Origin of the sequence: Lactobacillus johnsonii (assembly GCF_013487865.1) — a bacterium.
GTDB classification, from domain to species: domain Bacteria; phylum Bacillota; class Bacilli; order Lactobacillales; family Lactobacillaceae; genus Lactobacillus; species Lactobacillus johnsonii_A.
On sequence record NZ_CP047409.1, the window covers coordinates 401930 to 416690 of the forward strand.

The 14761-nt window shown below is 40.8% G+C and carries 2 protein-coding genes; one reads left to right on the top strand and one right to left on the bottom strand.

Annotation, left to right across the window (positions count from 1 at the left end; genetic code table 11):
- Nucleotides 1-1070: 1070 nt before the first annotated feature.
- Nucleotides 1071-14264 carry a hypothetical protein gene (locus GTO82_RS01920; protein WP_180873559.1) on the bottom strand — a complete coding sequence of 4398 codons (13194 nt, stop codon included), beginning with the start codon at nt 14262-14264 and terminating at the stop codon, nt 1071-1073.
- Between GTO82_RS01920 and GTO82_RS01925 the strand changes: the two genes are divergently transcribed.
- Nucleotides 14263-14655, top strand: a complete 393-nt coding sequence (locus GTO82_RS01925; protein ID WP_180873560.1) for an LPXTG cell wall anchor domain-containing protein — start codon at nt 14263-14265, stop codon at nt 14653-14655. The two genes, GTO82_RS01920 and GTO82_RS01925, sit on opposite strands and share 2 nt — an antisense overlap.
- The last annotated feature ends 106 nt before the right edge of the window (nt 14656-14761 follow it).

Below are 14761 nucleotides of genomic sequence, written 5' to 3' on the forward strand. Positions count from 1 at the left end.
ATGAACACTCCCCACAGCGTAACTATTAATGGTAATGGCCATATCATTAACTTTGGTAACTTCTATATTAAACCAAATTGGACTTCTCCTAGTGATGAGCTAAATATTACATTTAATGACACTACACTTTATACAGCTAATCAATATGGGGCAGTATATATGAATAATACTCCCAGATTCTTTGATAATTCTAAAATCAGATTAGTTTATAATAATGTACAAGCAGTTGGTGGAACGGCAGTCTTTGCAGATAGAGAAGCTAATAATGGTCTTTTTAATTCTTATTCATATCAACCACTAAAAACGTTTGAAATAAAAGGTAACACGAGAATTAATGGAGCTAGTTCCTATACTTATAATGGAACAATATATATTCCAGCATATAGCGATATTCATGGTACAGCTTTAATTTCACCAGCATTTAACGTAGTTATTGATAACGGGGCAAACGTTGTTTTAGATGCTGGTGGAAGTGCCGAATATAATATTCAATTGCAAGGTAAGAGGGGTACGCATACTATTTCGATTGGTGACAATGCACATGTTGAAATGAAGGGTGCGGCTAAGTCCAACATTATTATGCCAAGTTATGACGGGGGTGATAATGTCATCAACATTGGTAACAATGCGGAAGTAAATTTGACTGTGCCAGAAGGTGCTACTGATAATATTGATTTAAATTATGAAAATGCATCAGTTAACAATACAATCAATATCAATCCTGGTGCTAGAGTTCAATTAAATAGTGATTTATTCAATATTGGTGCACTAGGCTCTGCAACGGTAAATATCAACAATCCAGATTATGTGATTCTGAGCAATGGTGGTGGTAGAGCCTATGGTTCTCAATATAAGGGTTACAGTGTTACCTTCACAGTTAATGCAAGTGAAACAAATATTCAAACTGGTGATGGAGATATAACAGAAAAATCACCATTTATAGCAACCAATACAGCAACCATTAATGTAAATAATACACGAAACGATAATTATCCAAGTGGTACGGTTCAAAGCACCAACACTACTTTGATGCCTAATCAACTTGATCCAACTGGAACTACCGATACAGCTCAAGTTGATAGTAATATTATTTTGCCGCGTTTTAAAAAAACTGCATATATAGGATATACAGCATTTAGCGGATCAACTTCCACAAGTGCAAGTCTAAGCAACTCAGTATCGATGAGCGAAAGCTTAAGCAACTCAGTAAGCATGAGTGAGAGCTTGTCTAACTCAGTAAGTATGAGTGAAAGCTTGAGTAACTCAGTAAGTATGAGTGAAAGCTTAAGCAACTCAGTATCAATGAGTGAAAGCTTAAGCAACTCAGTAAGCATGAGTGAGAGCTTGAGTAACTCAGTAAGCATGAGTGAGAGCTTGAGTAACTCAGTAAGTATGAGCGAGAGCTTGAGTAACTCAGTGTCAATGAGTGACAGCTTAAGCAACTCAGTAAGTATGAGTGAAAGCTTAAGTAACTCAGTAAGTATGAGTGAGAGTTTGAGTAACTCAGTGTCAATGAGTGAAAGCTTAAGCAACTCAGTAAGCATGAGTGAAAGTTTAAGTAACTCAGTGTCAATGAGCGAGAGCTTGAGTAACTCAGTAAGCATGAGTGAGAGCTTGAGTAACTCAGTAAGCATGAGCGAGAGCTTGAGCAACTCAGTATCGATGAGTGAGAGTTTGAGTAACTCAGTAAGCATGAGCGAGAGCTTATCTAACTCAGTATCGATGAGTGAAAGCTTAAGTAACTCAGTAAGTATGAGTGAAAGCTTGAGTAACTCGGTATCAATGAGTGAAAGCTTAAGCAACTCAGTAAGCATGAGCGAGAGCTTAAGCAACTCAGTAAGCATGAGCGAAAGCTTAAGCAACTCAGTATCAATGAGTGAAAGTCTAAGTAACTCAGTAAGCATGAGTGACAGCCTAAGCAACTCAGTATCAATGAGTGAAAGTCTAAGTAACTCAGTAAGCATGAGCGAAAGTTTGAGTAACTCAGTAAGCATGAGCGAGAGCTTATCTAACTCGGTATCAATGAGTGAAAGCTTAAGTAACTCAGTAAGTATGAGTGAGAGCTTAAGTAACTCAGTAAGCATGAGCGAGAGCTTGAGCAACTCAGTAAGCATGAGTGAAAGCTTAAGTAACTCAGTAAGCATGAGTGACAGCTTATCAAACTCGGTATCAATGAGTGAGAGCTTGAGCAACTCAGTATCGATGAGTGAGAGTTTGAGTAACTCAGTGTCAATGAGTGACAGCCTAAGCAACTCAGTAAGTATGAGTGAGAGCTTGAGCAACTCAGTATCGATGAGTGAGAGCTTGAGTAACTCGGTATCAATGAGTGAGAGCTTGAGTAACTCAGTAAGTATGAGTGAGAGCTTGAGTAACTCAGTAAGCATGAGCGAGAGCTTAAGCAACTCGGTATCAATGAGTGACAGCTTAAGCAACTCAGTAAGCATGAGCGAGAGCTTGAGTAACTCAGTAAGTATGAGTGAGAGCCTAAGCAACTCAGTAAGTATGAGCGAGAGCTTGAGTAACTCAGTAAGCATGAGTGAGAGTTTGAGTAACTCAGTGTCAATGAGTGAAAGCTTAAGCAACTCAGTAAGCATGAGTGAAAGTTTAAGTAACTCAGTGTCAATGAGTGAAAGTCTAAGTAACTCAGTAAGCATGAGTGAAAGTTTAAGTAACTCAGTAAGCATGAGTGAGAGCTTGAGTAACTCGGTATCAATGAGCGAGAGCTTGAGTAACTCAGTAAGTATGAGTGAGAGCTTGAGTAACTCAGTAAGCATGAGTGAGAGTTTGAGTAACTCAGTATCAATGAGTGAAAGCTTAAGTAACTCAGTAAGCATGAGTGAAAGTCTAAGTAACTCAGTAAGCATGAGCGAGAGCTTGAGTAACTCAGTAAGCATGAGTGAAAGCCTAAGTAACTCAGTAAGTATGAGCGAGAGCTTGAGTAACTCAGTAAGCATGAGTGAAAGTTTAAGTAACTCAGTAAGCATGAGTGAGAGCTTGAGTAACTCGGTATCAATGAGCGAGAGCTTGAGTAACTCAGTAAGTATGAGTGAGAGCTTGAGTAACTCAGTAAGCATGAGTGAGAGTTTGAGTAACTCAGTATCAATGAGTGAAAGCTTAAGTAACTCAGTAAGCATGAGTGACAGCTTGTCTAACTCGGTATCAATGAGTGAGAGCTTGAGTAACTCAGTAAGTATGAGCGAAAGCCTAAGTAACTCAGTAAGTATGAGCGACAGCTTATCTAACTCGGTATCAATGAGTGAAAGCTTGAGTAACTCAGTAAGCATGAGTGAGAGCTTAAGCAACTCGGTAAGTATGAGTGAAAGTTTAAGTAACTCAGTAAGTATGAGCGAGAGCCTAAGCAACTCGGTATCAATGAGTGACAGCTTAAGTAACTCAGTAAGTATGAGTGAGAGCTTGAGTAACTCAGTAAGCATGAGCGAGAGCTTAAGCAACTCAGTAAGCATGAGCGAGAGCTTAAGCAACTCAGTGTCAATGAGTGAAAGTTTAAGTAACTCAGTAAGCATGAGCGAGAGCTTAAGTAACTCGGTATCAATGAGTGAAAGCTTAAGTAACTCAGTAAGTATGAGTGAGAGCTTGAGTAACTCAGTAAGTATGAGTGAAAGTTTAAGTAACTCAGTAAGTATGAGCGAAAGCTTAAGCAACTCAGTATCAATGAGTGAAAGTCTAAGTAACTCAGTAAGTATGAGCGAGAGCTTGAGTAACTCAGTGTCAATGAGTGACAGCTTAAGCAACTCAGTAAGCATGAGTGAGAGCTTGAGTAACTCAGTAAGCATGAGCGAGAGCTTGAGCAACTCAGTAAGCATGAGCGAGAGCTTAAGCAACTCAGTAAGCATGAGTGAAAGTTTAAGTAACTCAGTAAGTATGAGCGAGAGCTTGAGTAACTCAGTAAGCATGAGTGAGAGCTTAAGTAACTCAGTAAGCATGAGCGAAAGCTTAAGCAACTCAGTATCAATGAGTGAAAGTCTAAGTAACTCAGTAAGCATGAGCGAGAGCTTGAGTAACTCGGTATCAATGAGTGACAGCCTAAGCAACTCAGTAAGTATGAGTGAGAGCTTGAGTAACTCAGTAAGCATGAGTGAGAGCTTGAGTAACTCGGTATCAATGAGTGAAAGCTTAAGTAACTCAGTAAGTATGAGCGAAAGCTTGAGTAACTCAGTAAGCATGAGTGAGAGCTTGAGTAACTCAGTAAGTATGAGCGAAAGCTTAAGCAACTCAGTATCAATGAGTGAAAGTCTAAGTAACTCAGTAAGCATGAGCGAGAGCTTGAGTAACTCAGTATCAATGAGTGAAAGCTTAAGTAACTCAGTAAGCATGAGTGACAGCTTGTCTAACTCGGTATCAATGAGTGAGAGCTTGAGTAACTCAGTAAGTATGAGCGAAAGCCTAAGTAACTCAGTAAGTATGAGCGACAGCTTATCTAACTCGGTATCAATGAGTGAAAGCTTGAGTAACTCAGTAAGCATGAGTGAGAGCTTAAGTAACTCAGTAAGTATGAGTGAAAGTTTAAGTAACTCAGTATCAATGAGTGAGAGCTTGAGTAACTCAGTAAGTATGAGCGAAAGCCTAAGTAACTCAGTAAGTATGAGCGACAGCTTATCTAACTCGGTATCAATGAGTGAAAGCTTGAGTAACTCAGTAAGCATGAGTGAGAGCTTAAGTAACTCAGTAAGTATGAGTGAAAGTTTAAGTAACTCAGTAAGTATGAGCGAGAGCCTAAGCAACTCGGTATCAATGAGTGAAAGCTTAAGTAACTCAGTAAGTATGAGTGAGAGCTTGAGTAACTCAGTAAGCATGAGCGAGAGCTTAAGCAACTCAGTAAGCATGAGCGAGAGCTTAAGCAACTCAGTAAGCATGAGTGAAAGTTTAAGTAACTCAGTAAGCATGAGCGAGAGCTTAAGTAACTCGGTATCAATGAGTGAAAGCTTAAGCAACTCAGTAAGCATGAGCGAGAGCTTGAGCAACTCAGTATCGATGAGTGAGAGTTTGAGTAACTCAGTGTCAATGAGTGACAGCCTAAGCAACTCAGTAAGTATGAGTGAGAGCTTGAGCAACTCAGTATCGATGAGTGAGAGCTTGAGTAACTCGGTATCAATGAGTGAGAGCTTGAGTAACTCAGTAAGCATGAGCGAGAGCTTAAGCAACTCGGTATCAATGAGTGACAGCTTAAGCAACTCAGTAAGCATGAGCGAGAGCTTGAGTAACTCAGTAAGTATGAGTGAGAGCCTAAGCAACTCAGTAAGTATGAGCGAGAGCTTGAGTAACTCAGTAAGCATGAGTGAGAGTTTGAGTAACTCAGTGTCAATGAGTGACAGCTTAAGCAACTCAGTAAGCATGAGTGAAAGTTTAAGTAACTCAGTGTCAATGAGTGAGAGCCTAAGCAACTCAGTGTCAACGAGCGAAGGTTTAAGTAACTCAGTAAGCATGAGCGAGAGCTTAAGCAACTCAGTAAGCATGAGCGAGAGCTTGAGTAACTCAGTAAGCATGAGCGAGAGCTTGAGCAACTCAGTAAGTATGAGCGAGAGCTTGAGTAACTCAGTGTCAATGAGTGACAGCTTAAGTAACTCAGTAAGCATGAGCGAAAGCTTAAGCAACTCAGTATCAATGAGTGAAAGTCTAAGTAACTCAGTAAGCATGAGCGAGAGCTTGAGTAACTCAGTAAGCATGAGTGAAAGCCTAAGTAACTCAGTAAGTATGAGCGAGAGCTTGAGTAACTCAGTAAGCATGAGTGAAAGTTTAAGTAACTCAGTAAGCATGAGTGAGAGCTTGAGTAACTCGGTATCAATGAGCGAGAGCCTAAGCAACTCGGTATCAATGAGTGACAGCTTAAGTAACTCAGTAAGTATGAGTGAGAGCTTGAGTAACTCAGTAAGCATGAGCGAGAGCTTAAGCAACTCAGTAAGCATGAGTGAAAGTCTAAGTAACTCAGTAAGCATGAGCGAGAGCTTGAGTAACTCAGTAAGCATGAGTGAAAGCCTAAGTAACTCAGTAAGTATGAGCGAGAGCTTGAGTAACTCAGTAAGCATGAGTGAAAGTTTAAGTAACTCAGTAAGCATGAGTGAGAGCTTGAGTAACTCGGTATCAATGAGCGAGAGCTTGAGTAACTCAGTAAGTATGAGTGACAGCTTAAGCAACTCAGTAAGCATGAGTGAGAGCTTGAGTAACTCAGTAAGCATGAGCGAGAGCTTGAGCAACTCAGTAAGCATGAGCGAGAGCTTAAGCAACTCAGTAAGCATGAGTGAAAGTTTAAGTAACTCAGTAAGTATGAGCGAGAGCTTGAGTAACTCAGTAAGCATGAGTGAGAGCTTGAGTAACTCAGTAAGCATGAGTGAGAGCTTGAGTAACTCGGTATCAATGAGTGAAAGCTTAAGTAACTCAGTAAGTATGAGCGAAAGCTTGAGTAACTCAGTAAGCATGAGTGAGAGCTTGAGTAACTCAGTAAGTATGAGCGAAAGCTTAAGCAACTCAGTATCAATGAGTGAAAGTCTAAGTAACTCAGTAAGCATGAGCGAGAGCTTGAGTAACTCGGTATCAATGAGTGACAGCCTAAGCAACTCAGTAAGCATGAGTGACAGCCTAAGCAACTCAGTAAGCATGAGCGAGAGCTTGAGTAACTCAGTAAGCATGAGCGAGAGCTTGAGCAACTCAGTAAGCATGAGTGAAAGCTTAAGTAACTCAGTAAGTATGAGCGAGAGCTTAAGCAACTCAGTAAGCATGAGTGAGAGCTTAAGTAACTCAGTAAGCATGAGTGAGAGCTTAAGTAACTCAGTAAGCATGAGTGACAGCTTGAGTAACTCAGTAAGCATGAGCGAGAGCTTGAGCAACTCAGTAAGTATGAGTGAGAGTTTGAGTAACTCAGTAAGCATGAGTGACAGCCTAAGCAACTCAGTAAGTATGAGTGAGAGCTTGAGTAACTCAGTAAGTATGAGTGAGAGTTTGAGTAACTCAGTAAGCATGAGTGACAGCCTAAGCAACTCAGTATCAATGAGTGAAAGTCTAAGTAACTCAGTAAGTATGAGTGAAAGCTTAAGCAACTCAGTAAGCATGAGTGAGAGCTTAAGTAACTCAGTAAGTATGAGCGAGAGCTTAAGCAACTCAGTAAGCATGAGTGAGAGCTTAAGTAACTCAGTAAGCATGAGTGAGAGCTTAAGTAACTCAGTAAGCATGAGTGAGAGCTTGAGTAACTCAGTATCAATGAGCGAAAGCTTGAGTAACTCAGTAAGCATGAGCGAGAGCTTAAGCAACTCAGTAAGCATGAGTGAGAGCTTGAGTAACTCAGTAAGCATGAGCGAGAGCTTGAGCAACTCAGTATCGATGAGTGAGAGTTTGAGTAACTCAGTAAGCATGAGTGACAGCCTAAGCAACTCAGTAAGTATGAGTGAGAGCTTGAGTAACTCAGTAAGTATGAGTGAGAGCTTGAGTAACTCAGTAAGCATGAGTGAGAGCTTGAGTAACTCGGTATCAATGAGTGAAAGCTTAAGTAACTCAGTAAGTATGAGCGAAAGCTTGAGTAACTCAGTAAGCATGAGTGAGAGCTTGAGTAACTCAGTAAGTATGAGTGAGAGCTTGAGTAACTCAGTAAGCATGAGCGAGAGCTTGAGCAACTCAGTAAGTATGAGTGAGAGTTTGAGTAACTCAGTAAGCATGAGTGACAGCCTAAGCAACTCAGTAAGTATGAGTGAGAGCTTGAGTAACTCAGTAAGCATGAGTGAGAGTTTGAGTAACTCAGTAAGCATGAGTGACAGCCTAAGCAACTCAGTATCAATGAGTGAAAGTCTAAGTAACTCAGTAAGTATGAGTGAAAGCTTAAGCAACTCAGTAAGCATGAGTGAGAGCTTGAGTAACTCAGTAAGTATGAGTGAGAGCTTAAGCAACTCAGTAAGCATGAGTGAGAGCTTAAGTAACTCAGTAAGCATGAGTGAGAGCTTAAGTAACTCAGTAAGCATGAGTGAGAGCTTGAGTAACTCAGTATCAATGAGCGAAAGCTTGAGTAACTCAGTAAGCATGAGCGAGAGCTTAAGCAACTCAGTAAGCATGAGTGAGAGCTTGAGTAACTCAGTAAGCATGAGCGAGAGCTTGAGTAACTCAGTAAGCATGAGCGAGAGCTTGAGCAACTCAGTATCGATGAGTGAGAGTTTGAGTAACTCAGTAAGCATGAGTGACAGCCTAAGCAACTCAGTAAGTATGAGTGAGAGCTTGAGTAACTCAGTAAGTATGAGTGAGAGTTTGAGTAACTCAGTAAGCATGAGTGACAGCCTAAGCAACTCAGTATCAATGAGTGAAAGTCTAAGTAACTCAGTAAGTATGAGTGAAAGCTTAAGCAACTCAGTAAGCATGAGTGAGAGCTTGAGTAACTCAGTAAGTATGAGCGAGAGCTTAAGCAACTCAGTAAGCATGAGTGAGAGCTTAAGTAACTCAGTAAGCATGAGCGAGAGCTTGAGCAACTCAGTAAGCATGAGTGAGAGCTTGAGTAACTCAGTAAGTATGAGCGAGAGCTTAAGCAACTCAGTAAGCATGAGTGAGAGTTTGAGTAACTCAGTAAGCATGAGTGAGAGCTTGAGTAACTCAGTAAGCATGAGTGAGAGCTTAAGTAACTCAGTAAGCATGAGCGAGAGCTTGAGCAACTCAGTAAGCATGAGTGAGAGCTTGAGTAACTCAGTAAGTATGAGCGAGAGCTTAAGCAACTCAGTAAGCATGAGTGAGAGTTTGAGTAACTCAGTAAGCATGAGTGAGAGCTTGAGTAACTCAGTAAGCATGAGTGAGAGCTTGAGTAACTCAGTAAGCATGAGTGACAGCTTGAGTAACTCAGTAAGCATGAGCGAGAGCTTGAGCAACTCAGTAAGCATGAGCGAGAGCTTAAGCAACTCAGTAAGCATGAGTGAAAGTTTAAGTAACTCAGTAAGTATGAGCGAGAGCTTAAGCAACTCAGTAAGCATGAGTGAGAGTTTAAGTAACTCAGTAAGCATGAGCGAAAGCTTAAGCAACTCAGTATCAATGAGTGAAAGTCTAAGTAACTCAGTAAGCATGAGTGAGAGCTTGAGTAACTCAGTAAGCATGAGTGAGAGCTTGAGTAACTCGGTATCAATGAGTGAGAGCTTGAGTAACTCAGTAAGTATGAGTGAGAGCTTGAGTAACTCAGTAAGCATGAGTGAGAGCTTGAGTAACTCGGTATCAATGAGTGAAAGCTTAAGTAACTCAGTAAGTATGAGCGAAAGCTTGAGTAACTCAGTAAGCATGAGTGAGAGCTTGAGTAACTCAGTAAGTATGAGTGAGAGCTTGAGTAACTCAGTAAGCATGAGCGAGAGCTTGAGCAACTCAGTATCGATGAGTGAGAGTTTGAGTAACTCAGTAAGCATGAGTGACAGCCTAAGCAACTCAGTAAGTATGAGTGAGAGCTTGAGTAACTCAGTAAGCATGAGTGAGAGTTTGAGTAACTCAGTAAGCATGAGTGACAGCCTAAGCAACTCAGTATCAATGAGTGAAAGTCTAAGTAACTCAGTAAGTATGAGTGAAAGCTTAAGCAACTCAGTAAGCATGAGTGAGAGCTTGAGTAACTCAGTAAGTATGAGTGAGAGCTTAAGCAACTCAGTAAGCATGAGTGAGAGCTTAAGTAACTCAGTAAGCATGAGTGAGAGCTTAAGTAACTCAGTAAGCATGAGTGAGAGCTTGAGTAACTCAGTATCAATGAGCGAAAGCTTGAGTAACTCAGTAAGCATGAGCGAAAGCTTGAGTAACTCAGTAAGCATGAGCGAGAGCTTAAGCAACTCAGTAAGCATGAGCGAGAGCTTGAGTAACTCAGTAAGCATGAGCGAGAGCTTGAGCAACTCAGTATCGATGAGTGAGAGTTTGAGTAACTCAGTAAGCATGAGTGACAGCCTAAGCAACTCAGTAAGTATGAGTGAGAGCTTGAGTAACTCAGTAAGTATGAGTGAGAGCTTGAGTAACTCAGTAAGCATGAGTGACAGCCTAAGCAACTCAGTATCAATGAGTGAAAGTCTAAGTAACTCAGTAAGTATGAGTGAAAGCTTAAGCAACTCAGTAAGTATGAGCGAGAGCTTGAGTAACTCAGTAAGCATGAGTGAGAGCTTAAGTAACTCAGTAAGCATGAGCGAAAGCTTAAGCAACTCAGTATCAATGAGTGAAAGTCTAAGTAACTCAGTAAGCATGAGCGAGAGCTTGAGTAACTCGGTATCAATGAGTGACAGCCTAAGCAACTCAGTAAGTATGAGTGAGAGCTTGAGTAACTCAGTAAGCATGAGTGAGAGCTTGAGTAACTCAGTAAGCATGAGTGAGAGCTTGAGTAACTCGGTATCAATGAGTGAAAGCTTAAGTAACTCAGTAAGTATGAGCGAAAGCTTGAGCAACTCAGTAAGCATGAGTGAGAGCTTAAGTAACTCAGTAAGCATGAGCGAAAGCTTAAGCAACTCAGTATCAATGAGTGAAAGTCTAAGTAACTCAGTAAGCATGAGCGAGAGCTTGAGTAACTCGGTATCAATGAGTGACAGCCTAAGCAACTCAGTAAGTATGAGTGAGAGCTTGAGTAACTCGGTATCAATGAGTGAAAGCTTAAGTAACTCAGTAAGTATGAGCGAAAGCTTGAGCAACTCAGTAAGTATGAGCGAGAGCTTAAGCAACTCAGTAAGCATGAGTGAAAGTTTAAGTAACTCAGTAAGTATGAGCGAGAGCTTGAGTAACTCAGTAAGCATGAGTGAGAGCTTAAGTAACTCAGTAAGCATGAGTGAGAGCTTGAGTAACTCGGTATCAATGAGTGAGAGCTTGAGTAACTCAGTAAGTATGAGTGACAGCCTAAGCAACTCAGTAAGTATGAGTGAGAGCTTGAGTAACTCAGTAAGCATGAGTGAGAGTTCGAGTAACTCAGTAAGCATGAGTGACAGCCTAAGCAACTCAGTATCAATGAGTGAAAGTCTAAGTAACTCAGTAAGTATGAGTGAAAGCTTAAGCAACTCAGTATCGATGAGTGAGAGCTTGAGTAACTCAGTAAGTATGAGCGAAAGCTTAAGCAACTCAGTAAGTATGAGTGAGAGCTTGAGTAACTCAGTAAGCATGAGTGAGAGCTTAAGTAACTCAGTAAGCATGAGTGAGAGCTTGAGTAACTCAGTATCAATGAGCGAAAGCTTGAGTAACTCAGTAAGCATGAGCGAGAGCTTAAGCAACTCAGTAAGCATGAGTGAGAGCTTGAGTAACTCAGTAAGCATGAGCGAGAGCTTGAGTAACTCAGTAAGCATGAGCGAGAGCTTGAGCAACTCAGTATCGATGAGTGAGAGTTTGAGTAACTCAGTAAGCATGAGTGACAGCCTAAGCAACTCAGTAAGTATGAGTGAGAGCTTGAGTAACTCAGTAAGCATGAGCGAGAGCTTGAGTAACTCAGTAAGCATGAGTGACAGCCTAAGCAACTCAGTAAGTATGAGTGAGAGCTTGAGTAACTCAGTAAGTATGAGTGAGAGTTTGAGTAACTCAGTAAGCATGAGTGACAGCCTAAGCAACTCAGTAAGCATGAGTGAAAGTCTAAGTAACTCAGTAAGTATGAGTGAAAGCTTAAGCAACTCAGTAAGCATGAGTGAGAGCTTAAGTAACTCAGTAAGTATGAGCGAGAGCTTAAGCAACTCAGTAAGCATGAGTGAGAGCTTAAGTAACTCAGTAAGCATGAGTGAGAGCTTAAGTAACTCAGTAAGCATGAGTGACAGCTTGAGTAACTCAGTAAGCATGAGCGAAAGTTTAAGTAACTCAGTAAGCATGAGTGACAGCCTAAGCAACTCAGTATCGATGAGTGAAAGCTTAAGTAACTCAGTAAGTATGAGTGACAGCTTGAGTAACTCAGTAAGTATGAGCGAAAGCTTGAGTAACTCAGTAAGTATGAGCGAAAGCTTGAGTAACTCAGTAAGTATGAGCGAGAGCTTAAGCAACTCAGTAAGCATGAGTGAGAGCTTAAGTAACTCAGTAAGCATGAGTGAGAGCTTGAGTAACTCAGTAAGCATGAGTGACAGCTTGAGTAACTCAGTAAGCATGAGCGAAAGTTTAAGTAACTCAGTAAGCATGAGTGACAGCCTAAGCAACTCAGTGTCAATGAGTGAAAGCTTAAGTAACTCAGTAAGTATGAGTGACAGCTTAAGTAACTCAGTAAGTATGAGCGAAAGCTTGAGTAACTCAGTATCGATGAGTGAGAGTTTGAGTAACTCAGTGTCAATGAGTGACAGCCTAAGCAACTCAGTGTCAATGAGTGAGAGCTTGAGTAACGCAGTATCAATGAGCGAAAGCTTGAGTAACTCAGTAAGCATGAGTGAAAGTTTAAGTAACTCAGTAAGCATGAGTGAGAGCTTGAGTAACTCGGTATCAATGAGCGAGAGCTTGAGTAACTCAGTAAGTATGAGTGAGAGCTTGAGTAACTCAGTAAGTATGAGTGAGAGCTTAAGTAACTCAGTAAGTATGAGTGAGAGTTTGAGCAACTCAGTAAGCATGAGCGAAAGTTTAAGTAACTCAGTAAGCATGAGTGAGAGCTTGAGTAACTCAGTAAGCATGAGTGAGAGCTTGAGTAACTCAGTAAGCATGAGCGAGAGCTTGAGTAACTCAGTAAGCATGAGCGAGAGCTTATCTAACTCGGTATCAATGAGTGAAAGCTTAAGTAACTCAGTAAGTATGAGTGAGAGCTTGAGTAACTCGGTATCAATGAGTGAGAGCTTAAGTAACTCAGTAATCATGAGCGAGAGCTTAAGCAACTCAGTAAGCATGAGTGAGAGCTTGAGTAACTCAGTAATCATGAGCGAGAGCTTAAGCAACTCAGTAAGCATGAGTGAGAGCTTGAGTAACTCAGTATCGATGAGTGAGAGTTTGAGTAACTCAGTAAGCATGAGTGACAGCCTAAGCAACTCAGTAAGTATGAGTGAGAGCTTGAGTAACTCAGTAAGTATGAGTGAGAGCTTGAGTAACTCAGTAAGCATGAGCGAGAGCTTGAGTAACTCAGTAAGCATGAGTGACAGCCTAAGCAACTCAGTAAGTATGAGTGAGAGCTTGAGTAACTCAGTAAGCATGAGTGACAGCTTGAGTAACTCAGTAAGCATGAGTGAGAGCTTGAGTAACTCGGTATCAATGAGTGAAAGCTTAAGTAACTCAGTAAGTATGAGCGAAAGCTTGAGCAACTCAGTAAGCATGAGTGACAGCTTAAGTAACTCAGTAAGCATGAGCGAAAGCTTAAGCAACTCAGTATCAATGAGTGAAAGTCTAAGTAACTCAGTAATCATGAGCGAGAGCTTGAGTAACTCGGTATCAATGAGTGACAGCCTAAGCAACTCAGTAAGTATGAGTGAGAGCTTGAGTAACTCGGTATCAATGAGTGAAAGCTTAAGTAACTCAGTAAGTATGAGCGAAAGCTTGAGCAACTCAGTAAGTATGAGCGAGAGCTTAAGCAACTCAGTAAGCATGAGTGAAAGTTTAAGTAACTCAGTAAGTATGAGCGAGAGCTTGAGTAACTCAGTAAGCATGAGTGAGAGCTTAAGTAACTCAGTAAGCATGAGTGAGAGCTTGAGTAACTCAGTATCGATGAGTGAGAGTTTGAGTAACTCAGTAAGCATGAGTGACAGCCTAAGCAACTCAGTAAGTATGAGTGAGAGCTTGAGTAACTCAGTAAGTATGAGTGAGAGCTTGAGTAACTCAGTAAGCATGAGCGAGAGCTTGAGTAACTCAGTAAGCATGAGTGACAGCCTAAGCAACTCAGTATCAATGAGTGAAAGTCTAAGTAACTCAGTAAGTATGAGTGAAAGCTTAAGCAACTCAGTAAGCATGAGTGAGAGCTTGAGTAACTCAGTAAGTATGAGTGAGAGCTTAAGTAACTCAGTGTCAATGAGTGAGAGTTTGAGTAACTCAGTAAGCATGAGTGAGAGTTTGAGTAACTCAGTAAGCATGAGTGAAAGCTTAAGTAACTCAGTAAGCATGAGTGAGAGCTTGAGTAACTCGGTATCAATGAGCGAGAGCTTGAGTAACTCAGTAAGTATGAGTGATAGCTTAAGTAACTCAGTGTCAATGAGTGAGAGTTTGAGTAACTCAGTAAGCATGAGTGACAGCCTAAGCAACTCAGTAAGCATGAGTGAAAGCCTAAGCAACTCAGTAAGTATGAGCGAGAGCTTGAGTAACTCAGTAAGCATGAGCGAGAGCTTAAGTAACTCAGTAAGTATGAGTGAGAGTTTGAGCAACTCAGTAAGCATGAGTGACAGCCTAAGCAACTCAGTAAGCATGAGTGAAAGTCTAAGTAACTCAGTAAGTATGAGCGAGAGCTTAAGTAACTCGGTATCAATGAGTGACAGCTTAAGTAACTCATCATCGATGAGTGAGAGTCAATCCAGCTCAACAAGGACGATAACTTCAACAAATAGTACTAACAATAATGGTTCTAAAGTAACGCCAAACAATAGTGGTGCTAAATCTACAATTTCTACTAATACACTTAAGTCTCAACATGAAAATGCTGAATCTGTAGATAAGACAGTTAAGAGACATCACCGTAGAGGTGAATTGCCTCAAACAGGAGCAGAATCAAGTTCTAACTTATTAGGATTAATGATTACTGCTTTAGGTGGATTGCTTGGCTTCAGACGTAAGAAACGTAAAGATGAAGATAAAGATTAATAAATCTTAAAGATAATAAATAAAGCCTCGACTTCCTTTTTTGGAAACTCGAGGCTTTGTTGTTATTAATATGAAAAGAAACGTAAATACTAAGCTATAATAGATT